23 protein-coding genes and 2 pseudogenes are annotated in these 22,445 nt (G+C 60.1%); 1 reads left to right on the top strand and 24 read right to left on the bottom strand.

All coding sequences use genetic code 11. The features are described 5' to 3' along the window. Positions 1-130: 130 nt before the first annotated feature. The 22 genes and pseudogenes from ACEQZY_RS15795 to ACEQZY_RS15900 form a co-directional block, all read right to left on the bottom strand. Positions 131-988 carry a MaoC/PaaZ C-terminal domain-containing protein gene (locus ACEQZY_RS15795; RefSeq protein WP_370155736.1) on the bottom strand — a complete coding sequence of 286 codons (858 nt, stop codon included), beginning with the start codon at positions 986-988 and terminating at the stop codon, positions 131-133. 21 nt (positions 989-1,009) lie between these two features. Then, entirely contained in the window at positions 1,010-2,161 is a 1,152-nt protein-coding gene (locus tag ACEQZY_RS15800) for a thiolase (RefSeq protein ID WP_300295757.1), read from the bottom strand. Positions 2,162-2,165: 4 nt separating this feature from the next. Further along, positions 2,166-2,408, bottom strand: a complete 243-nt coding sequence (locus ACEQZY_RS15805) for a Zn-ribbon domain-containing OB-fold protein (RefSeq protein ID WP_300295760.1) — start codon at positions 2,406-2,408, stop codon at positions 2,166-2,168. 12 nt (positions 2,409-2,420) lie between these two features. Next, positions 2,421-2,537 (bottom strand): annotated as a pseudogene (locus tag ACEQZY_RS15810) (zinc ribbon domain-containing protein); the annotation flags it as partial. Between the two features lie 311 nt (positions 2,538-2,848). Further along, a complete protein-coding gene (locus ACEQZY_RS15815) occupies positions 2,849-3,775 on the bottom strand; it encodes an electron transfer flavoprotein subunit alpha/FixB family protein (protein ID WP_300295762.1) in 927 nt (308 codons plus the stop codon). Next, positions 3,775-4,533 carry an electron transfer flavoprotein subunit beta/FixA family protein gene (locus ACEQZY_RS15820; RefSeq protein WP_300295765.1) on the bottom strand — a complete coding sequence of 253 codons (759 nt, stop codon included), beginning with the start codon at positions 4,531-4,533 and terminating at the stop codon, positions 3,775-3,777. The genes ACEQZY_RS15815 and ACEQZY_RS15820 overlap by 1 nt, the downstream gene beginning before the upstream one ends. Positions 4,534-4,576: 43 nt before the next feature. After that, positions 4,577-5,359: an enoyl-CoA hydratase/isomerase family protein gene (locus ACEQZY_RS15825; RefSeq protein WP_300295768.1), complete on the bottom strand. Its 783-nt coding sequence runs from the start codon at positions 5,357-5,359 to the stop codon at positions 4,577-4,579. Positions 5,360-5,372: 13 nt separating this feature from the next. Beyond that, the gene (locus ACEQZY_RS15830; protein ID WP_300295771.1) at positions 5,373-6,155 is read right to left on the bottom strand and encodes an enoyl-CoA hydratase/isomerase family protein; all 783 of its coding nucleotides are present in this window, start codon (positions 6,153-6,155) and stop codon (positions 5,373-5,375) included. Positions 6,156-6,241: 86 nt separating this feature from the next. Next, on the bottom strand, positions 6,242-7,492 hold the full coding sequence (locus ACEQZY_RS15835; RefSeq protein WP_300295773.1) for an ABC transporter substrate-binding protein: 1,251 nt from the start codon (positions 7,490-7,492) through the stop codon (positions 6,242-6,244). Between the two features lie 93 nt (positions 7,493-7,585). After that, positions 7,586-8,833, bottom strand: coding sequence for an ABC transporter substrate-binding protein (locus ACEQZY_RS15840; RefSeq protein WP_300295776.1), 1,248 nt, complete (start codon positions 8,831-8,833; stop codon positions 7,586-7,588). A gap of 29 nt (positions 8,834-8,862) precedes the next feature. Then, a complete protein-coding gene (locus ACEQZY_RS15845; protein ID WP_300295779.1) occupies positions 8,863-9,681 on the bottom strand; it encodes an ABC transporter ATP-binding protein in 819 nt (272 codons plus the stop codon). A gap of 7 nt (positions 9,682-9,688) precedes the next feature. Continuing rightward, on the bottom strand, positions 9,689-10,804 hold the full coding sequence (locus ACEQZY_RS15850) for a branched-chain amino acid ABC transporter permease (protein WP_300295782.1): 1,116 nt from the start codon (positions 10,802-10,804) through the stop codon (positions 9,689-9,691). Continuing rightward, on the bottom strand, positions 10,767-11,654 hold the full coding sequence (locus tag ACEQZY_RS15855; RefSeq protein WP_300295785.1) for a branched-chain amino acid ABC transporter permease: 888 nt from the start codon (positions 11,652-11,654) through the stop codon (positions 10,767-10,769). Before ACEQZY_RS15855 ends, ACEQZY_RS15850 begins: the two co-directional genes overlap by 38 nt. After that, complete coding sequence (locus tag ACEQZY_RS15860) at positions 11,655-13,574, bottom strand: long-chain fatty acid--CoA ligase (protein WP_300295788.1); 1,920 nt, start codon at positions 13,572-13,574, stop codon at positions 11,655-11,657. It abuts the gene before it with no gap. Further along, positions 13,567-14,421: an ABC transporter ATP-binding protein gene (locus tag ACEQZY_RS15865; protein WP_300295791.1), complete on the bottom strand. Its 855-nt coding sequence runs from the start codon at positions 14,419-14,421 to the stop codon at positions 13,567-13,569. The genes ACEQZY_RS15860 and ACEQZY_RS15865 overlap by 8 nt, the downstream gene beginning before the upstream one ends. Then, the gene (locus tag ACEQZY_RS15870; RefSeq protein WP_300295794.1) at positions 14,411-15,265 is read right to left on the bottom strand and encodes an SDR family oxidoreductase; all 855 of its coding nucleotides are present in this window, start codon (positions 15,263-15,265) and stop codon (positions 14,411-14,413) included. Before ACEQZY_RS15870 ends, ACEQZY_RS15865 begins: the two co-directional genes overlap by 11 nt. Before the next feature lie 192 nt (positions 15,266-15,457). Beyond that, entirely contained in the window at positions 15,458-16,096 is a 639-nt protein-coding gene (locus ACEQZY_RS15875) for an IS5 family transposase (RefSeq protein ID WP_300295884.1), read from the bottom strand. Continuing rightward, positions 16,079-16,240: pseudogene (locus tag ACEQZY_RS15880) on the bottom strand (FAD-dependent monooxygenase); the annotation flags it as partial. The gene ACEQZY_RS15875 and the pseudogene ACEQZY_RS15880, both read right to left, overlap by 18 nt. A gap of 84 nt (positions 16,241-16,324) precedes the next feature. After that, entirely contained in the window at positions 16,325-17,524 is a 1,200-nt protein-coding gene (locus tag ACEQZY_RS15885; RefSeq protein ID WP_300295797.1) for a CaiB/BaiF CoA-transferase family protein, read from the bottom strand. Between the two features lie 3 nt (positions 17,525-17,527). After that, positions 17,528-18,502 (bottom strand): tripartite tricarboxylate transporter substrate binding protein, encoded by a 975-nt coding sequence (locus tag ACEQZY_RS15890; RefSeq protein WP_300295800.1) that lies wholly within the window; start codon positions 18,500-18,502, stop codon positions 17,528-17,530. A 37-nt stretch (positions 18,503-18,539) separates the two neighbouring features. Continuing rightward, positions 18,540-19,691, bottom strand: a complete 1,152-nt coding sequence (locus ACEQZY_RS15895; RefSeq protein WP_300295802.1) for an acyl-CoA dehydrogenase family protein — start codon at positions 19,689-19,691, stop codon at positions 18,540-18,542. Between the two features lie 18 nt (positions 19,692-19,709). Further along, complete coding sequence (locus ACEQZY_RS15900) at positions 19,710-20,480, bottom strand: FadR/GntR family transcriptional regulator (RefSeq protein ID WP_300295805.1); 771 nt, start codon at positions 20,478-20,480, stop codon at positions 19,710-19,712. 226 nt (positions 20,481-20,706) lie between these two features. Between ACEQZY_RS15900 and ACEQZY_RS15905 the strand changes: the two genes are divergently transcribed. After that, a complete protein-coding gene (locus ACEQZY_RS15905) occupies positions 20,707-20,961 on the top strand; it encodes a hypothetical protein (RefSeq protein WP_300295808.1) in 255 nt (84 codons plus the stop codon). 136 nt (positions 20,962-21,097) lie between these two features. Here ACEQZY_RS15905 and ACEQZY_RS15910 read toward each other — a convergent pair whose 3' ends face one another. Beyond that, positions 21,098-21,523 (bottom strand): CoA transferase, encoded by a 426-nt coding sequence (locus ACEQZY_RS15910; RefSeq protein WP_300295811.1) that lies wholly within the window; start codon positions 21,521-21,523, stop codon positions 21,098-21,100. 263 nt (positions 21,524-21,786) lie between these two features. After that, positions 21,787-22,392, bottom strand: coding sequence for a biotin transporter BioY (locus ACEQZY_RS15915; protein ID WP_370155744.1), 606 nt, complete (start codon positions 22,390-22,392; stop codon positions 21,787-21,789). Between the last annotated feature and the right edge of the window lie 53 nt (positions 22,393-22,445).

Below are 22,445 nucleotides of genomic sequence, written 5' to 3' on the forward strand. Positions count from 1 at the left end.
AGGCGGAGCTTAGCTCTCTTGACGACTTCCCCCAAGCCTCGGCCAGAATCAGGGTTTGCAAGTGCAAGGCAGAAGCGTGCTGAATTCACTACGAAGATGCCGCCGAGCGACTGAGCCACGGTTGCTGGTTTCAGGCGAAGCGGGCCGCGCCGTTGTTCAGCACAACCACCTGACGCGCGGGGATCGAGGCCCTGAAGCGGGCTTCGTCGCCTTCCCGCCAGATATCGAACCGCACTGTTTCACCCGGATAAACCGGGGCGGAAAAGCGCACGTCCAGCCCGGCCAGCCGGCCGGCCTCATAATCGCATATCGTTTTGAGAATTGCGCGGGCCGCCAGCCCGTAGGTGGCGAGGCCATGCAGGATCGGGCGTTCGAATCCCGCCGCACGGGCGACCTTGGGGTCAGCGTGCAGCGGGTTGTAATCGCCCAATAGGCGATAGATCAACGCTTGCCGCGGCAGCGTCGCAAGTTCGCAAACATGATCTGGCGCACGCTCGGGAATGGACGCAGGCGCCGGTCCAGGCTTGTTTTCTCCGCCAAACCCCCCGTCGCCGCGGCAGAACGTCGACATCGAGACCTTGGCTAGCGTCTCGCCGCTGGCCGTGTCGATGATGTCGCGGCACAGATAGATCACCGCTCCGCGGCCTTCGCCCTTATCGGAGATCTGATCGATTCTGGTGCGTCCGGTCAGTTCACCATCGACCGGCAATGGCTTATAGACTTCCAGCCACTGCTCGCCATGCAGGACCTTCTTCCAATCGATGCCTGTGCGTGGGTCGCGCAGCCAGAAACCGGGATAGCCAAGTGTCACGGCCATCGACGGAACGGCCATCAGCCCGTCTTCGTAGACATAGGCGAGTTCCTTTTCGTCCAGGGGATCCTCGCCAAAGCCCAGAGCGAGCGCATATAGCATGGTATCGCGCTTGGTAAGGGTCTGCCTGACGTCTTCGAATTTCCAGTTCGCGAGAGCCTCATAATTGAGCGGCATCGCCTTGCCTTCCCTGTCGTTTCATAACGTGTTCTCCGAGCCCAGAATCGCGGTGATCTGGCTCGATAGCGTGCCGCCGTTGCCATGGGCGAGCGCCAGATCGACATTTGCGATCTGAAGCCCCGGCGCATCGCCCCGGATCTGGCGGGCGGCCTCGATAACCGTGAAGATGCCGTACATGCCCGGATGGACGCAGGACAGTCCACCGCCATTGGTGTTGACCGGCAAGTCACCCCCTGGCGCGATCCGCCCGCCCTCCGCGAATGCCCCGCCCTCGCCCTTCTTGCAAAAACCCAGGTCCTCCAGAAAAAGGATCGTATTAATGGTGAAAGCATCGTAAAGCTCGACCACGTCGATGTCGGACGGAGATACCCCTGCTGCGGCGAAGGCGCGCGCACCCGATTCCCTGGCCGCGGTGACGGTGAAATCCGGCATCTGGGAAATCTGTCGATGCGTACTCTCGGCGCCGCAACCCAGGACGTAAACGGGCGGTTTGGGGAAATCCCGCGCCCGCTCGGACCGCACCATCACGAGCGCCCCGCCACCATCGGTGACGAGGCAGCAATCGCACACAGTCAGTGGATCGCTAACCATGCGGGAGGCGAGCACATCCTCACGTGTCAGATCGCCGCGCGCGAAAGCCTCGGGATTGTGCTGCGCCCAGGCCCGCGCGGCGACCGCCACGTCGGCGAGCTGCTGGCGCGTGGTCCCGAATTCGTGCATGTGCCGCGCCGCCGCAAGAGCATAGGCGGAGATCGGATAGCGCGGCTGATACACCTGTTCATAAGGCGGCGGTCGCGAAGCCGTAACGAGCTTGCCCGACCCACTGCGCTGGTTCGAGCCGTAGACGATCAGCGCCACATCGCACAGCCTCGCCTCGAGCGCCATCGTCGCTGCGGCAACGTAGTTGACGAAGGAAGAGCCGCCGGTCATCGTGCCCTCGACGAAACGCGGGCGGATGCCAAGATATTCCGCCGCCATCAGCGCCGGCATGCTATCTTCCATCATCGTGCAGAAGAGCCCGTCCACATCGGACAGTTTCAGCTCCGCGTCCGCCAGTGCCGCCAGGCCCGCCTGTGCCATGATGTCGTAGGCAGTCAGTCCAGGCGCCTCGCCGAAGCCGGCGTGTCCGGTGCCAACGATCGCCGATTTGCCGCGCAGCCGGTTCTCCATATCTTTAACTCCCTTCCGGCCTGCACAGCACGGCGGGTGTGCCGTCGATCTCTCCCGCGTAGGCGATCACCGGCATGGCGATTTCCACGTCAGGAGGCGGAACGCCCTCAACGCGGCTCATCATCCGAACCCCTTCCTCCAGTTCGACAATGCAGACGTTGTAATCGCCACCCTGATTGGTCGAGCGCCGGACCACGGTTGTGGTATGGATCTCGCCCTTGCCGGAAGCCTCGCGCCACGTGAACAAGGTTCCGTAACAATGCGGGCAGACTACGCGCGGGAAAAAGTGGAAGCGCCTGCAAGCGTCGCACTTAGGAAGAACGATTCGCCCTTCTGACAGACCCTTTCGAAACGCTAGATCCGGGCCTTCATGCATCCTGAACTACCTCGCCTCGCTTCGGCACCCGGCGATATTTCTAACAGATGTTCGATTTTCAGCAAGCCCGAATTCGAGCGTCGAGGAGAATACGACTGCGGCAAAAAGGGTCTACTGCGAGACTGCTTGGCTGGAACCGGCGGTCACCGTGCCATTTTGCGCGTCGGCCGTCCAAACGGGGAGGCCCGGGTTATCAAGATGGAGCACAATGAATTTGCTCGCCGCACCGATAAGCTCCGGGAGCGATCACGCGCCGTTAGCTGCTGCTGGCGGTTCTTCGCAAGGCTTTAGAACGATACCGAAACTGCGCCTCAGAGCTTCTCAATCAGCTCGGGCACGGCCTTGAACAGATCGGCTACGAGGCCGTAATCCGCGATCTGGAAGATCGGGGCGTCCGGATCCTTGTTGATCGCGACAATGATCTTGGAATCCTTCATACCTGCAAGGTGCTGGATCGCCCCGGAGATGCCCACGGCAAGGTAGAGTTCGGGCGCTACGACTTTGCCTGTCTGGCCGACCTGCCAGTCGTTCGGCGCAAAGCCAGCGTCGACTGCGGCCCGAGAGGCGCCCACTGCCGCGCCGAGCTTGTCGGCCAAGTTTACGACCAACGCGAAATCTTCTTCCGAGCCGACACCGCGCCCGCCAGAGACGACGATGCCCGCCGAGGTCAGTTCGGGGCGGTTGCTTTCGGCCACCATGTCCTCAACCCATTCCGATAGGCCCGGATCGCCAGCAATTTCTACCGCCTCCACTTTAGCCGAACCACCCATGGCCGCAGCCTTAAAAGCCGAGGTTCGAAGGGTTACGATCTTCTTGGCGTCTTTTGATCTCACCGTCTGGATAGCATTACCAGCATAGATCGGGCGCTCGAACGTATCCGTATCGATAATGCCCGAGACGTCGGATATCACCATCACGTCAAGTAGCGCGGCCACCCGAGGCATCACGTTCTTGGCCTCTGAAGTGGCCGGAGCCATGATATGCGAATAGCCAGCAGCAAGGCTAGCGATCAAAGCCGCAGTCGGTTCGGCAAGGCGATGGCTCAGCGCCGGGTGCTCGGCCACCAGAACCTTCGCCACGCCCTCAATGTTCGCGGCGGTCGCACCGGCAGTCGCAGCCGAAGCCCCGGCGCAGAGCACGGTGACCTCGCCGAGCGCCTTGGCGGCATTCACCGCCTTGGCGGTGGGATCCAGTACCAGTTCGCCGTCATTCATTTCGCCCAGCAGAAGAACAGACATCACACCGCCCCCCTCTCTTTGAGTTTCGCAACGAGCGTATCGACATCGGGCACGACTTCTCCGGCCCGCCGAGCTTCCGGTTCGGCCGTCTTCACCAGTTCAAGCCGAGGGCTAACATCGATGCCGTAGTCCGCTGCTGTTTTCTGGTCGAGCGGCTTCTTCTTGGCCTTCATGATGTTCGGCAGCGAAGCGTAGCGGGGTTCATTGAGGCGCAGATCGACAGTCACGATCGCCGGAAGTTTGACCTTGATTGTCTGCAGCCCGCTGTCGATCTCGCGGGTGACGACCGCATGGTCGCCTTTTATCTCCAGCTTGGAGGCGAACGTCGCCTGGCTCCAGCCCAGCAGCGCCGAAAGCATCTGCCCAGTAGCATTCATATCGTTGTCAATCGCCTGCTTTCCGGCGAGCACCAGGTTGGGCTCCTCCTCCTCGATCACCGCTTTCAGAATCTTCGCGACCGCCAGAGGCTCGATGTCCTGATGCACATCTGCGGTCGCCACAATCAATATTGCCCGGTCCGCCCCCATGGCCAGGGCGGTCTGCAGCGTTTCCTGCGCCTGCTTAACTCCGATCGAAACGGCTACGACTTCGTCCGCCGCACCCGCTTCCTTCAGGCGAATCGCCTGCTCAACCGCAATTTCGTCGAAAGGGTTCATCGACATCTTCACATTCGAGAGATCGACACCGCTGCCGTCCGCCTTCACGCGAACCTTCACGTTATAGTCGACCACGCGTTTGACGGGCACGAGCACCTTCACAGGCGTTTCTCCTATCGCTGTTTGGCGGGTTGTTTTGCCGGATTCAGCAGTCCTTGAACCGAGGCGGCCGCTTTTCCTGGAAAGCCGTCATCGCCTCGGGAAAGTCGTGGGCGCAAAGGAGCACAGTCTGCGAGTCGCGCTCAATCTCCAGCGCCTGAAGGTAGGAGCATCCGGCAGCAGCCCGCATGACGCGCTTGGCAGTCTGAATACCGAATGCGGGGTGGGCGGCAACCTCTCGCGCGATCTCAATGGCCCGGTTCTCGACCTCGCCGGGCGGCACGCATTCCTCCACAATACGGAGCTCGCGGGCCGCGCGACCGTCGATCTCTCGGCCGGTAAGCACCAACATCCGGGCTATCCCGGCGCCGGCGCGCTGCTGCAGGAGCCAACTCGAACCGGTATCCGGACATCCGCCTATCCTGGCAAAGACCTCGCACAGGCGGGCATCCTCAGCTGCGACGATAATATCGGCAGATAGTGCAAGGCTCAGCCCCGCGCCATAGGCGATTCCACACACCGCGGCGATCAGCGGTTTTCTGAATTGATAAGCGGCACGACCGCCTTCGTGGACCATGTCGACCATCTGCAATGTGGTACGGGCGCCCTTGGCGATCTCGGCGCGGAAGCCGATAAGATCACCGCCGCTGCTGAAATGCTCGCCACCGGTCATCACCACGGCACGAATCGCTTCGTCCTTCTCGGCCAGCCGCAGATTGGCGACAAGGGCCTCCACGAAGGCGAGGCTGTAGGGGTTGCGCCGTTCTGGGCAAAGAAAACGGAGAACGGCAACCGGCCCGTCAAGGTCGAGCCGCATCAAATCGCCCATTCCTGTCTCTCCCTTACCGACCTCGCCAGACGGGCGCTCGTTTTTCAGCAAAGGCCCGCGGGCCTTCGATGGCGTCCTGGCTGGCATAGACAAACTGATGCAGGCGCTTACCCTCTTCCAGCCCGCCGGCGCAGCCCAGATTCATAGTTGCGCGCACGCTGCCCTTCGCCGCGAGTACCGAAAGCGGTGCGGCAGTGGCGATCCGACGTGCGAGATCGCGGGCCCGTTCGCGAACCAGGTCGGGCGTGTCTTCAAGATAATTGGTGAAACCGAAATCGTGCAGCCGCTCGATCGACATGAGATCGCCGGTCAGAACGATTTCCATCAGGATCGGCTGCGGCAGCATCCACAGCGCCGGCGCGACCCAGGGCGAGCCGCGCCCAAGCTTAACTTCGGTGATCCCTACCTTGGTTCCCTTAAGGCCAACCCGCAGATCGCAGTTCAACGCCAGCATCATCCCGCCAGCCATCAGCGAGCCGGTCATCGCGGCAATGATCGGTTTGCGACAGCCGCGCATCGTTTCGTTAAAGGGATCGCGCATTTTGCCCAGGATGTCCTCGCCGTCGGTTCGCGCGATTTCGGCCGCTTCCTTCAGATCGAGCCCGGCGCTGAATATGCCGCAGTCGGCCGAGGTCAAGATCGAAACCCTGACCGTTTCGTCGGCCTCGATCCGCTCCCATGCATCGACCAATCCGTTAGCGGCGGCGACCGACAGCGCGTTCTTGCGTTCGGGCCGATTGATAAACACAGTGGCCACACCAGCGTCGACGGACACTTCGATCGGGCTGCTTTCCATTGTTCGATCCCCTGGAGAATGCCCTTGCATACTGATGGAACGGTTCATGCCTGCGGGTCAGAGTGACCCGCAGGCGCGCCGTCAAGTTACTTGACAGTGAATTTAGACGAGCTTTCCTTGATCACCTTCCATACCACGTCAGTATAGTCAGCGCTCCAATCCGTAAGCGGCACCCAAGTCGAGCCATTCCACTGCTCGACACGGGTTTTTCCGCCTCCGCCATGGTCCTCAGGAGTAACGGTCACCGGGGCCATAAGGCCATTGGCATCGAAGTCCTTAATCGATTCAAAGCCAGTTTTCATGCTTTCGGGGGTTAGCGGCGAGCCGTTCTTCTTGATAGCGAGGCGGGCGGCCTCTATTCCCACCGAATAGATCGCCAAGCCGGTATTGTAATAGACATCGCGGACAAGCGATTCCGGTCCGCTGCCTTTGCCCTTCGCGTAGAAGGTCTCGAGCATGGTCTTGACGAGAGGCACTTGCTGGCCGCCGGCCACGTTGGTGCCACGCAGGATTCCCTTGGCCGCCTGTGCACCGATATTGTTGATATCGACCTCGTTCAGCCAGTTGACCGCCAGATAGCGATCGATCGGAAAGCCGTTGCGCTTCATCTCCTTCGAGGCCACGACGTGACCGCCGGCCAGAATCCAACTGATCACATAATCCGGTTTGTCCCGGCGGATCTGGGTCCAAGCACTTGCTTGGTCGCTTCCGGGAAGCGGCACTGGATAGAGCTTGAGTTCAAAACCCTCCTTCTCAGAGAGTGTCTTCAGGATCTCGATCGGCTCCTGACCGAAAGGATAGTCGAGATAGATGAAGCCAATCTTGGCTTTGCCAAGATTGCCCCCCATCTTCTTCTTAATGAAAGCAACGTCATTGGCGGCCTGCTGCCAGTAGGTTGGACCAACCGGGAAAATCCAGTCGAATACCTTGCCGTCGACCGCGTCGCCCCGGCCGACGAAGGATTGCAGCACGATGTTGCCATCTTTCATGGCGCGTGGCAGAACGGCGTTCGTTACAGGCGTCGAAAGGAAATTGAACAGGAAAACGCCCTCGCGTTTTAGCTGTTCGTAGCATTCGACACCGCGCTGGGGCTCGTTGCCGTGGTCGCGCACGATCACCTCGACTGGATTGCCTGCTATCCCGCCGTTGTCGTTTGTGTATTTGGCAAGATCCTGCGCAGCCTGCGCGACCTGCGGCGAGATGAAGGTGTAAGATTTACTCAGGTCAAAGCAAAGGCCGAAGCGGATCGGCTTTTTGTCCTGTGCAGCGGCCATTTGCGTTGCCAGCCCCAGCACCGCGACCAGTACAGCGGGAATCACTCTATTGAAGATAGTCATGTTGAACCTCCTGTTGCATATCGCTTCCTTATCGATGGCCATTTCGCCGGCCTGGGCATCTAAGCCGCTGATGCGGCCCCCCATCTCCTCGCTTTACTTACCGTCGAACTTCGAGGAGCTCTGCTTCACAACCTTCCAGACAACATCCTGATAGGCCGCGATCCAGTCTGTCTGCGGTACCCATGTGGCCCCGTCCCACATCTCTATGCGCGTGCGACCGCCGCCGCCATGGTCACTCGCCGTCACGGTGATCGGCGCCATGAGACCGTTTGCGTCGAAATTCATGATCGCTTCCAGCCCGGCCTTGTAGGTCTCAGCGGTGATCGGATGGCCATGCAACGAAACCGCCTGACGGGCCGCTTCAAACACGATCGAGTACATCGCAAGGCCGGTGTTATAGAAAACGTCCCGCGTCTTCTCGACCGGGCCACTGCCTTGGCCCTTCTGGTAAAGTTCGGCCACGATCTCCTTGTAGAGTGGAATGTCCTGGCCGCCGACGACATTCGTGCCGCGCTTGATTCCCTTCGCTGCATCCGCGCCGATGTTGGAGATATCCACCTCGTTGAGCCAGTTGACCGAAATGTATTTCTCCACCGGAATGCCGTTGCGCTTCATTTCCTTTGATGCGACCACATGCGCACCGCCGAGCATCCAGCTGATGATGTGGTCGGGTTTGTCCCGGCGCACTTTGGACCAGGCGCTCGCCTGGTCGCTGCCAGGGAGTGGAACCGGATAGAGGATCAGTTCAAACCCTTCCTTCTCCGAAAGCGTCTTGAGAATCTCAATGGGCTCCTGCCCGAAGGGGTAATCGAAGTAGACAAAGCCAACCTTCACATCCGAGAGATTTCCGCCATGCAGTTTCTTGATATAGGCAATGTCGTTGGCTGCCTGGCCCCAATAGGTCGGTCCAACCGGATAGATCCAGCTGAACACTGTGCCGTCAACGGCGTCGCCTCGCCCAACAAGCGATTGCATCAGAATTCGCTTATCCTTCAAGGCGCGCGGTAAGATCGCCAGCGAAACAGGCGTGGAAAGCGTGTCGAAAACGAACACGCCGTCGCGGCTGAGCTTGCTGTAGCATTCGACGCCGCGCTGCGGCTCATTGCCGTGGTCGCGAACGATCACTTCCACCTGCGTCCCACCGATCCCACCTTTCATATTGACGAGGGCGGCAAGATCCAGCGCCGCTTGCGACACCTGCGGCGTAGCGAAGGTGTATGCTTTGCTTAGATCGTAGCAAACGCCAACCCTGAATGGCTTGGGATCTGCCGCCTTGGCAGATGCCGAGAGGAGGCCTGCGGCGAGCAAGGCAAAAGATAATGCCCTTCCAATCGGTCGCATTTTATCCTCCCAGTCTCATTAAATATCGGTCAGCTCAGCCAGCGTTTCCGCCGACTGTAGTGTTTGATCTCGTGGAAATTGGTGGCGGAGCCTCCTCCGAGGTAGAACTCCTGAATGTCGGAGTTCGACTTGAGCGCTTGCGCCGTGTCGTGCATGACGACGCGGCCATTCTCGATCAAATATCCATCGGACACGATCTCCAATGCCGCCAGGGCATTCTGCTCGACCAGTAAAACCGACAATCCCTGTTCCTTATTGATCCTCCTGATGATGCCGAATATTTCGGTGACCAGGAAAGGGGCCAAGCCGAGACTCGGTTCATCGAGCATCAGAAGACGGGGCTGTGTCATCAGTGCGCGACCGATCGCCAGCATCTGCTGCTCGCCACCTGAGAGATAGCCCGCCTGGGAGTTCTTCCGTTCAGCGAGGCGCGGGAAGTACTCGTAGATCCTCTGCTTTTCGGCTTTCAGCGTGGCCCGGTTCATCGAAACCGGCGCGGCCGCTTCCAGGTTCTCGTCTGGGGTCAGGTGTTCGAAGACACGACGACCTTCGATCACATGGCAAATCCCCATCTCTACGCGCTGCTGCGCTGGCAGACCGGTGATCACCGAGCCGTCGAAGCTGATCTCGCCGCGACTGATGCGACCCCGCTCGACCTTCAGAAGGCCGCTGATTGCCTTCAACGTCGTGCTCTTCCCGGCTCCGTTCGACCCGAGTAGCGCCACCATTCCTCCTCTTGGAACCTGAATGGAAACCCCTTTAATTGCCAGCATGACATTGTCGTAGAGGACCTCGATACTGTTCATCGACAGGATGCTAGCTGCTTCTTTTTCCAGAGCCGGGGTCATCTGCGGCCTACCTCTTCAGTTGATCAAAGGGCCACACCATCAGGTAGTCGCGGATGTTGCCATAGAGCTTGCCGAGACCTAGAGGTTCGACCATCAGAATGATGATGATGAGCGCTCCATAGGTGGCCGTTGGAATGTGGGCCAGCGTTTCGACATTCAGCTGAAGCCCTAGTGCTATCGCGCCTTTCGCCACGATTCCGTTGACGACACCGGGGGCCAGCAGGATGAGCGCTACCCCAAAAAAGGTGCCGATTGTGCTGCCGAGGCCGCCAACGATGACCATCGCCAGAACCTGAATCGACACGGTGACGGAAAACTGCTCGGGTGCGGCTAGAAAGAAGAATGTAGCAACGAGGACCGCTCCGCTAACTCCGCCGATAAAGGAGGAGGTCGCGAAGGCAACAATCTTGTAGTAGAAGCTATTCACTCCGAGAATGGCTGCTGCGTAATCCTTCTCACGAACGGCGACTAGCGCACGACCGAGGCCGGTACGGCGCAGGTTCAACATGAAAACAGTTACCAGGAGGCACCAGGAGAAGGCGATATAGTACAGGCCGATGTCCGACGTGATTGGCTGGCCCAGAAGAGCAAATGTAGGCGCCTGCAGCGAAGCATGCGAGCCGCCCGAGATCGCGGGGGAATGGGTCAGCACCCAATCCATGACAAACTGCATGGCCAGCGTGGTCAAAGCCAGATACAGGCCCTTCACCCGCAGGGCCGCGAAGGCAAACAGGCTGCCGACAACGGAGGCGGAGATTCCACCGATAAGGAGCGCAAACTCCCAGGGGATTCCGAACTTGGCCGCGTGAACGGCCGAATATGCACCCACGGCCATCACCGCCGCATAGCCAAGGTGCAGTTGGCCAGCCCAACCCGTCACTAGGTTGAGGCCGAGCGCCGCTGCCGTCCAGACAAGCCAGGGTAACAAATAGCTGTTGAGGTACAGCGACCCGACAAGGAGCGGTGCTACGAGGCCAAGCGCGAGAAAGAAGAGCGCAAGATTTCTGTCGGCTGGAATCCTGTAGAGCCGACTTTCGGATACGTAGCTGTTATGATGAACCCCGGATAGCCTGTAGAACATCGCGTCAAACCCTTTCGATGTCAGTACGGCCAAACAGGCCATGGGGCCGAAGCATGACGGTGAGGATCAGCACCGCTGCCATGATCAGGTCGCGGCTGCCACCGCCCACGAACGGGTCCAGATAAGCGGACCCTACATTCTCGATGATTCCGAGAATGATCCCCGCGAGCACCGCGCCAAATATGCTGTCCAGGCCCCCAAGGACCGCTACGGTCAGACCTTTGAGCAGCAGGAGCGACAGCGATTGGTCGACGCCCTGGATTTCGCCCCATATGATGCCTGCTGACACCGCAACGATCGAAGCCAGTCCCCACGACAGGCCAACGCCCCGTTCGACGGATATGCCGACGGACCATGAGGCCATGTAATCGTCGGCTATCGCGCGCAGACGGATACCCAGCCGGGTGCGGAAGAATAGGACGAAAACCACAAACAACAGGATGGCCACCGCAGCGCCAAGCAAATGGATGCGGCTGACCAATATGTCGCCTACGAAGAGTGGTTCATAACTCACGCCCAGGTCGACCGACCGGGAGGTGCCCCCCCAGATCGCTAATGTCGTGCCGCGCAGAAAGATGTCGATCCCCAGCGTCATCATGAGGATCATCACGACCGGCCTGCCAGCGAGCCGGCGCAGCGCAACCCGCTCGATCCCCATACCGAAAACGAACATGACGACCGCTGCCAGCGGGATCGCGACCCATAGCGGAAGCCCCATATCGTGAGCCAGGGCCAATACCACGTAGGCTCCCGCCATGGTGAGCCCGCCTTGCGATAGGTTTGGCACGGAAGAGGCCTTGTAGATCAGTACTAGGCCGATCGCGAACAGCGAATAGAGCAACCCGGTGAGAACTCCGTTCACCGCTAGTTCGGCCAGGAGAATCAAATCCATCTAAACCTCCCTTATTGGGAGGGTGCGGTCGACCCTTCCCGTATCGCCCGTTTCGTAAGTCACCACAGCGCTGACATGGACGTGCTTTGAGCCGTCATAAAGTGCCGCAATCACCTTCTCGTAGCGGTCTTCGACCACCTTTCGACGCAGTTTGCGGGTGCGCGTGATCTCACCATCGTCGGGGTCGAATTCCTTGTGCAGGCTAACGAACCTCTTGAGCTGTAGAGGTTCCGGGAGGGTTTTGTTGAGTCGCCGAAAAGCCTCTCGCAGGAGCGTAGCCACTTCTTCTCGCTGCGACAGATCGGCATAGGAAACATAGGGCACTCCATTCACTTCGGCCCAGTGGCCCACGGCATCTATATCGATGCAAACCATCGCCGTCAGCTCGTCGCGGTCGGACCCGATCACCGCAGCGTCTTTAATGTATGGGCTGAACTTCAGCCGGTTCTCGATATAATTGGGTACATAGCGTTCACCGGCTTTTGTGTGCATAACTTCTGAGACGCGGCCGAGCACTACGAGATGACCATCGTCTTCGAGATAGCCGGCATCACCGGTATGCAGCCAGCCGTCGATAAGCGTCTCGGCCGAAGCAGCGGGATTTCGATAGTATCCTGCGAAAACGCTGTCCGCCTTCAGGAGAATTTCGCCCTTATCGGCAATTTTCACCTCGACGCCAGGGGCGGGCTTGCCTACGGTGTGGAGGCGCACCTCATCGGGTGCTTGGATCGCGTTGATGGCGCTGTTCTCCGTCTGACCGTAGAGTTGGCGCAGCTTGATCCCGAGCGCTCGATAAAATACGAATGTGTCCTCTCCGATCGCCTCGCCTCCGGTGAAGGCGTTCGTAAGACGACTCATGCCGAACTGATCCTTGATCGGGCCGAAGACGAGCAATTCTCCAAGGAATCGTCCGAGCCACTCGAGAGCGCCGCGGTTCTTGCCGTCGAGCTTCCGCCGCTCGGCAGCGATGGCCCAGTCCATGAAGAAGTGATAGAGGCGCTTCTTCAGCGGCCTGGAATTCTCGATGCCCACTTGAATGGTGGTCAGAATGTTGTCCCAGCTGCGCGGCGCGGCCAGGTAGAAAGTCGGTGCGATTTCGCGCAGATCCCGCAGCACAGTTTCTTGTCGTTCGGGCACATTGACGGTAAAGCGCAACAAAAGCGCGGCGGCTACCGAGATTGCGTAATCGCCTACCCAGGCCATCGGAAGATAGGCCAAAATCTCCTCTTCGAAATCGAAGGCGCCGGCGGCATGGCCGTTCCGTGCCGCCGCTAGGACGTTCTTCTGGCTCAGCACAACGCCCTTGGGCTTGCCAGTCGTGCCCGACGAATGCAGGAACACCGCCGGATCGTCGGGCTTCGCTCGACCAATCAGGTCCTCGCGCAAACCCGGCTCACCATTGAAACGGCGGCTGCCGATCTCGATGAGATCTTCCCAGGACATGAGCCCGGGTAGCTCGGAAAAGCCGAGGCCACGGACATCGTCATAGACGATGTGTTTCAACTGCGTGGCTCCGGCACTACGCAGTTCCAAGATCTTGTCCACCTGCTCCTGGTCCTCGGCAAGAGCGGCCACGACGCTCGTCTCGTCCACGAAAAGCTGGAGCTCTTCCAGCGTGGTGCCCGGAAAGGCCGGCATTGCGTGGACCCCGAGCATGGCCAGTGCCAGCATACCGCAATAGAGGCGAACGCGATTATCGCCGAGAATGAGCACCGCGTCACCCCGCTTCAAGCCGAGCCCATCTAGACCGGCCGCGCAGGTCAGCACTTCTTCGGCATATTGAGACCAGGTGGTTGCCTTCCAGATCCCGCGCTCTTTTTCGCGCAACGCGATGTCGTTGGGGTGCTCGGACGCATTCCTCATTAAAACCGAAGCAATGGTTTCTCCCGCGATCGTCCGGCTTTTTGAGTTCTCAGCCATGCGCGCCCCCGATATACGCGTCAACGACACGGGGATCCTTGACGACCTCCTTGGGAAGCCCACTGGCGATCATCTCGCCATAATTGAGCGCCAGCATCCGGTCACAGATTCCGGTAATGACATCCATGTGGTGTTCGATCAGCAGGACGCTGATGCCCCGTTCGGCTCTCGCATCGAGAATAAAACGGGCCATGTACCCCTTCTCCTCCTGGTTCATGCCCGCCATGGGCTCGTCGAGAATGAGAAGATGAGGTTCGGCGACCAGCGCTCGCGCGAGTTCCACCCGCTTCTTGAGACCGATCGGGATGCCATCCACGAGTTCGTTGCGGATGCTCTCCAGTTGGAGGAACTCGATCACTTCCTCGACGACTTCCCGATTCCTCATCTCTTCTGGTCGCGCCAACCACCAGTACAGTGCGGTGGGAAAAACACCGGGCTTCATGTGGATGTGACGCCCCAAAAGAATGTTCTCAAGAACGCTCATGCCGTTGAACAGAGCGAGGTTCTGGAAAGTTCGGGCAACCCCAAGCGTAGCAACCTTGTGAGGCGCGGTGCCTGTGATGTCCTTGCCATCGAGATATATCGAGCCTTTGTTCGGTGGATAGAATCCGGTGATCGCATTGGTCACCGTCGTCTTTCCGCTCCCGTTTGGGCCGACAAGTCCGAATATCTCGCCTCTGCGAATACTGAGGTCAACACCGGTAACGGCAACGATACCGCCGAACCGACGTTCGATCCCGCAGCACTCCAATACAGGAGGTACTTTGGCGTCTGCTTGACGCCGGTTGTAATTGTTATCCATTTCTTTCATATCGCCGTCGAAGCTCTTGTTAGTATCACGCGACACGGAAATAGTCGGGCCGACCTGTCGGCCAGGGGTCGCCCCATAGCTGCTGGCCCCCGTCCACCGTCAACACTTCGCCAGTAATGAACTTGCCGGAGGGCGCAGCCAAATAGACCACTGCTTCGGCGACATCCCATTCGTCGCCGGCGTGGCGCATCGGGTTCGACTCCTCAAATGTCGCAGCCCCCTCCCTGGGATATCGCGCGAACCCGGTGCTTTCACAGCATCCCGGCGCCACGCAGTTGACACGAATGGTGTGCGGCGCCCACTCAACAGCCACCGATTTCGACAGGTAGATGACGCCCGCGCGCGCGGCGCAGCTATGTGCGATACCGGGCATCCCGCGCCAGATATCGGCGACAATGCTCACGATGGCGCCAGGGCGCCCGGCTTTGACCCAGTTCCGAGCCGCGGACTGCATCATCCACCAGGTCCCATTGAGGTTTGTATCGATAACGGCGTTCCAGCCCTTCGGCGTGTAGTCAAGGGCGGGCTGCGGAAACTGTCCGCCGGCATTGTTCACCAGAATGTCGAACCCGCCGAACTGATCGCTCACAGTATCGATGAAATTCTGCACCTGCTCGGGGTTCCGGATCGTCATGGGATGAGCGAGCACCTGCCCGCCAAAGCCACGCAGGAATTTCGCGGCTTCTGCGAGCTTTTCCTCATTCCGTCCGTTGATGGCAAGATTGGCCCCGAGACGTGCGAATAAGGTGGCGATTGCCAGACCCAGACCGCCCCCCGCGCCGGTCACGACAATGGTTTTTCCCGAAAACAACCCGTTGGCAAACACCGTTTGGTGATTGCGCAGTCGTTCACGGGAAAACCCGTAACCGGCTTCCGGCATGATGCCCCTCCCAAATGCGGACCGGACTGTTGTCCTTGATCTGGCCGAACCTAACGCATGTTAGAAAAACAAGCAACCCCCAATTACAAACGGCCTCGCTCCGGGGTTTTAGGTTTCGTGGACGAAAGGCGGCCATTGTATGATGGCCGCGATTGAGACGGAGACGAGGAAAGAATCCGCCGATTTGTCGTATCAGGTGGCGACGCGGCGCCAGTTCTTCAGCTTGTTGAACATGCGTTCGATGCTGTTGTGCTCTTTGGCGGTCTCGCGGTCGAGGTCGACAGACTGCCTGCGATTGCGGCCTGCCGGAATCACCGGCTCGATCCCGGCTTTGTGCAGTTCCTCGCGGATCGCATCGCTGTCGTATCCCTTGTCGCCACCGCGCGCTTGGATGCGGTCGTCGATCATCCGCAGCAGCGTCATAAAACCCTGCGTATCGTGCGCCTGGCCCGGCGTGAGCGCGAAGCCGAACGGGCAGCCGGGCGTCGCAGCGGACGTGGATTTTGGTCGAGAAGCCACTGCGAGAGCGGCCAAGCGCTTCCTGATTTTGAGTCCCCTTTTTATACCGACCGCGCAGTGATGTGCCCGGATCACGGTGCTGTCCACCCTGTCAGCACGTCGGTCCCGGCTCGCCAGGTCGGTCCGCTTTTCCAGGATGACATCGAACACCCCGGTTATCACCCAGCGGCGGAAGCGACAGAACACACTGTTCCATTTGCTGTACTCATCCGGCAGGGGTCGCCAATGCGAACCGGTCCGGGCCACCCACAGGATGCCCTCGAAAAGCGCTCCAGATATCGGCCCATCCAGTCCGCCGCCGCGCCCGGTCATCAGAATTTTGCGTCCCATGCGGGGCGTGCGCTCGAAGACGCTGACGGCGATGCCGGCGCCGGCGATCAGCTCGGCGGCCATCAGACCGGCCGGGCCGCCGCCGATGATGGCAACATGGCGATCGTTCAGGATTGTGACGATCATGACGTCCGGACAGGGCAGAAAGCGGGAGGGTTATCGCATGGATGACCCTCCGGTGCACCAGCCGGGAAAAACCCGTGTTGCGGCTTAATCCTGCGAGATCACGCCAGCCGCCCGCAGCCGGGCAATGCAGTCCGGCGCGATGTCGAATTCAGACAGCACTTCCGCCGTATGTTCGCCCAGCCGGGGTGCCGGCCGCCGACGTTCGGGCTGCGAATGCGACCATTCGGTGGAAATGCCGGACTCGTAGAGCATGCCCTCGGAGGGATGCTCGTAGCGGCGCACGAAGCCGGTGGCGACTAGATGCTCGTCGGTCAGCAGATCGTCGATGGAATTCATCCGCGCCGCCGGAATGTCGGCATCTTGGAACAGCGCCAGCCATTCGGCCGTAGTGCGGGTCTCGATCAGCTTCACCAGATAGCCGTAGACCTCGTCGATATGTTCAAGCCGCGCGCCCTGCGACGAGAAACGGGCATCGGCGGAGAACTTCCCTGGCTCGCCGACGGCATCGAACAGGCTGCGCCACTGCTTGTCGTTATAGACCATGACGCAGATATAGCCGTCGCTGGTTCGGTAGGGCCGGCGTTCGGCCGACAGGCTGCGCTTGTAGCCGGCCGTGCCGAGCGGCGGATCGAACAGGCGGCCGGAGAGATGCTCGCCCATGGTGATCGAGGCGAGCCCTTCGAACATCGGCACGTCGATGCGCTGGCCTTCGCCGGTGCGCTCGCGGTGATACAGCGCACTGGTGATGGCATTGGCCACCTGCAGGCCGATGATGCGGTCGGCCAGGATCATCGGGGCATAGCGCGGCAGATCCGCGCCGCCCTGCTGCACCAGCCAGGGAATGCCGGCCATGCCCTGGATCAGGTCGTCATAAGCCGGTCGCGCCGCATAGGGGCCGCGCTGGCTGAACCCCATGGCGCCGGCATAGATGATCTTAGGATTGACGGCGCGGATCTCGTCATAGCCAAGACCCAGCCGGCTCATCGCCTGCGGGCGGATGTTGTAGACCAGCACATCGGCGCGCGTGGCCATATGCAGCAGTGTGGCACGGCCTTCCGCCAGCTTGAGGTCTATGACGGCGGAGCGCTTGCTGCTGTTGGTGCTGAGATAAAGATGCCCCATGCGCGGATTGCGCATGGGGCCGGCTAGCCGCATCACATCGCCATCGGGCGGTTCGATCTTGATCACATCGGCGCCATAGTCGCCCAGGATCTGGGTGGCATAGGGGCCCATGACCACGCTGGTCAGGTCGAGGACGCGGATACCCTGTAGCGGACCACTCAAGCGTTATTCCTTCTCGATCTTCGCCGCTTCGATGACCTTGCCCCATTTCTGGTAATCGGTCTTCACGAAATCGGCGAACGCCTTTGGCGGCAGGGTCCATTTGTCATAGGACTGGGTGCGCAGGCGCGCCTCGATCTCCGGCGAGTTCATCGCCTTCACCACGGCGGCGTGCAGCCGGCCGGCGATATCGTCCGGCAGATTCGGCGGCGCGAAGATGCCGAACCAGAGGTCGTTGCCGGCCTGCTCATAGCCCTGCACGCCGGCCTCGCTCATGGTCGGGATATTCGGCGCATAGGGACTGCGCTTCGAGCTGGTGACGGCGAGCGCCCGCACCTTGCCGCTTTCGATTTGCGGCATGGCGGTGACCAGAATATCGAACATGAAGGTCACGTGGCCGGCGATCAGGTCGATCATGGCCGGGCCGCTGCCGCGATAGGGCACATGCACCATCGGCGCATTGGTGATGACCCTCAGCAGTTCCGCCGAAAGCTGGTTCGATGTGCCCTTGCCGCCCGAGGCGAAGGTCACGGTGGTCGGATTGGACTTGGCATAGGCCACCAGTTCGCCCACGGTCTTGACTGGCACGTTGCTGTTGACGACCAGCACATTGACATAGGAGACGATCGGGCTGATCGGCGTGAAGTCCTTGGTCACGTCATAGGGGATGGCGAGCTGGATATGCGGATTGACCGCATGGGTGCCGGTGCCGCCCAGGCCGATGGTGTAACCGTCCGGCGCCGCTTTGACCACCGCCATCATGGCGATGTTGCCGCCGGCGCCGGTGCGGTTCTCGATGACCACCGGCACGCCGAGCTCGTCGGAGAGCTTCGGTGCGATCGCACGCACCAGCGCATCCGACGGTCCGCCGGCCGCATAGGGCAGGATCCAGTGGATCGGCTTGTCCGGCCATTTCTGCGCCTGGACGGGCAGGGCCATCAGGGCCGCGCAGGCGGCTATGCACAAACTCAGTATTTTCATTGTTTCCTCCCGGGTTTCTGCCTTACACGGCAGCGCTTCAACTTGCCTGCTTCAACATCTCCTTGGCGATGACCAGTTGCTGGATCTGGCTGGTGCCTTCAAAAATCCTCAGAAGCCGTGCATCCCGGAACAGACGCTCGACCGGATATTCCTTGATGTAGCCGTAGCCGCCATGGATCTGCAGCACGCGGTCGGCGATGCGGCCGAGCGCTTCGGTGGCGAAATACTTGCAGCAGGCGGATTCCTTGGAGACATGGCGGCCGGCGCTGTATTCCGTCGCCACCTTCTCCACCATGGCCCGTGCTGCCAGCGCTTCTGCCGCGCAGTCGGCCAGCATGGCCTGGATCAACTGGAACTGGCCGATGGTCCTGCCGAACTGCTTGCGCTCGCCGGCATAACGCACGCCCTCATGGATCAGGCGCTCGCACATGCCGACGGCCACGGCGGACATATGCAGACGGGCATGGTCCAGAGACTGCATGGCGGCGATGAAGCCGGTGCCTTCGCTGCCGCCCAGCAGGCTGGAGGCCGGCACGCGCACATCCTCGAAGATCACATCGGCGGTATGCGAACCGCGGAAACCCATCTTGCGATAGGGCTTGGCGACGGTGATGCCGGGCGTGCCGCGCTCGACCAGGAAGGCGGAGATGCCGCGGGATCTCGTTTCGGCCGGCGCGGTGCGGGCAAAGACGGTGAAGATGCCGGCATGCGGCGAATTGGTGGTGAAACGCTTGGTGCCGTTGATGATGTAATGGTCGCCGTCGCGCACCGCCTTGGTGGTCAGGGCCGCGGCATCCGATCCGGCATCGGGCTCGGTCAGGCAGAAGGAGGCGATCAGATCGCCTTTGGCTATGCGCGGCAGATAGCGCCGCCGCTGTTCCTCCGTGCCATGCGAGATGATGCCCAGCGTGCCGACGCCGTTGCTGGTGCCAAAGTAAGAGCGGAAGACCGGCGAAGCATAGGCGACCTCGAAGACGATGCTGACTTCTTCGAACAGCGACAGGCCCAGTCCGCCATATTCCTCCGGGATGGTCATGCCGAAGAGGCCGAGCGATTTGAGCTGCTGGATGATCGGCTCCGGAATCCTGTCATGCTCCTCGACATCTTCTTCCGCCGGAATCAGATCGTCGCGCACGAAGCGCCGTACAGTTTGTTTTAAGAGTTCAAGCGTTTCCAACCGATCAGACATTTCTTCCCTTTACTTGCACTATTTCGGAACCAGTTTCTCATCCTTGCCAAGGCTGCGCGCCAAGGCGGATTCGATGTAATGACGATGCAGCCGCTTCAGATGCCGCTCCATTTCCGTCACGGCGGCATCGGCATCGCGCGCTTTCATATGCTGCAGCAGCCGCGTGCGGGAGCGGATCACATCCATGGCCATGACCGAGCCGATCTGGATGACGAAGGCCTGCAGCACGTCCATCAGTGCCTTCATCATCATGACCAGCACCGGATTGTCGGTGGCCTTGGCCAGCAGGATGTGGAATTCGATATTGACCTGGGTCTTCTCGACCATCTTGCCGGCCTTGGTCAGCGCGGCGGCCTGGGCGACATTCTCTTCCATATGGGCCAGGGCTGCGGCATCGGCGCTCAGGCAGGCTTCGCGTACCACCACGGCCTCGATCCACAGCCGGGCCTCGGTGAGCTGCGTCAGCGATATATCGCCGACTTGGAACATGTCGCGCACCACGCTGGCCACCGCATAATGCTGGGCATCGGTGACGAAGGCGCCGCCCTTGGAGCCTTTTTTCAGCCGCACGACGCCACGGCTTTCCAAGTTGCGTAGCGCCTCGCGCACGGCATGGCGGCTGATCTGGAAATGGGCGGCCAGGTCGCGCTCGTTCGGCAGTCGGTCGCCCACCCGCAATGCGCCGCTCTGCATCTGGGCGTGGATCTGGTCCGCGACGACTTCGAACACCCGCCGGGTCTTAACCGGGGCGAAGTCCTTGGTCGGGGCTTCCACTATTGGTCCAATCATTGTGCCATCCTACGAAGAGTGAAACACTAGCGCAAGCGCGATCTGCGCCAGCATTGAAAACAATGGAAATACTAAAGGATATCAGGGGTTAATGTGAGGTTCCGCCCGGCGGAAGTGGCAGAGGCGTGTCATATACCATAATATGCGGCACGCCTCTGGGTGATCTGGGCAGGGAGGACGGGTATTTTAGCGGCGCGGCATAGAATTTTGCCGTGCCGGTCGTGCCATGGCTGCGCGTTTCGGTGCTGGCCGTAATGAGTTGCATCTGCCGTACTTCACCCGTTTCATCGCTTCAGCCATCACGCCGGTCTCCGGAGGCCCACTGATAGACGAAGTCATTGTGAACGGCGCGGCCAGCCGCTCGTCGATATACTTGTCGGCCGCTGCGCGCGTCGGGGCCTGCTTCTGCTTCGCCAGTGTGCCGCTAGCCGGTGGCGAAGATCAGGTTGGCGATCTCCGTGACTTCGGCTGGCTGGTGTAATTGCCGTCATATAGTCCGGATCGTTTTTCACCGTTTCGGCCAGCAGGCGGGGCATCATCCAGTTGCGGCTCGACATCTCGGTCGGCTGCGATGCCATCGGCACCAGCACATCCATCATGTCCAGGTATTTCACGCCCTAGTGGATTGGTTCCAACGTTTGGAACCCTCGGTTTCGGCCCATCCTGCCCGTAGCCCGCAATATGACCAGATCGGCGTTCCATTCATTTAGAACCTCCGGCCCAATCCCCGCCCGGTCGAGCACGCTGGAGCGGAAATTCTCCACCAGAACATCAGCATTTTCAATCAGCTTTGCGAGGACCTCGCGCCCCGCGTTGGTTTTCCAATCGAGCGTGAGAATTCGTTTGTTCCGGGCAAGCGTCTTCCAACAGACACCAATCCCGTCCCGCCCCTTAGGCCCCAGATCGCGCAACATATCGCCTCGGTCGGGGGCTTTGACCTTGATCACCTCGGCACCGAAATCCGAGAGAAGTGCTGCTGCCAGCGGCCCCACGATCACATCGCCAAGTTCAACGATCCGCACATCACATAGCGGCATCGCCATGGCTGATCCTCCCCGACTATTCACGACTGCCAGAGTTTATTCTAACATTTGTTAGATTGACAAAAAGGGGTCTGAGCGAAGGCCGCACGAAGAATCGCCAAGCGGGCATGTAGCACCGCGCGTTTCCTCCACGGGTCAGTTCGCCGGCAGGATGAAGCCCTTGTGCCAGCATTCGGTCACATGGTCACGAGCCGAAAGCCGTTCTCCTTGGCGAACATCGCTTACGATGTCCACGTCGCTCGCGAGCAAGAAGAAGCAACTCGTTATTTCTTACTGGTCTCTTTTCCCGAGACATGGCCGAATCGTGGAAGGATCACGGATCCGGCAATATAGAGCAGACCGGCAATCGTCGATTTGAGCAGGTCACCCAACAGAAATGGATATAACCCGGTCGAGAGAAGACCCTCGCCATAGCCGGTGAAAACACCCAGCCACGCAAGCCCTGGAACGTAGATCATCACACTTGCGGCAATGGCAATGGTGACAGCCCCAAAGATTGACTTCGCATATCCTCTTCTTGCCAGCCATCCCGCCACATAGGCCGATATCGCAAAGCCCGCAAGATAGCCGCCCGTCGGGCCGGCAACATATGCCAGCCCTGAAGGCGTCGGCGGTGTGCCCGCGAAGACCGGAAAGCCCGCCAGCCCCTGCAGGATATAGGCAATGATCACGCCGGAACCGCGGACAGGCCCGAGGAACAGGCCAAGCGCGACAACGACCAGGGTCTGCGTCGTCATCGGAACCGGATAGTACGGAACCTGTACTTTCGCTGATGCCGTCAGAAGCATCGTACCAGCAAGCAGTATAAGTGCCTCGCCGAACAACGTCGCGAAGGCATTGCGCTCCAAGAATGCCCTTTTGATGTACATCCTTTCCGCTCCAGTCATGCGTTTGGTTGGCATTTTTATAGATCTTTTCAGCA

This window comes from Ferrovibrio sp., assembly GCF_964218355.1.
GTDB lineage: Bacteria > Pseudomonadota > Alphaproteobacteria > Ferrovibrionales > Ferrovibrionaceae > Ferrovibrio.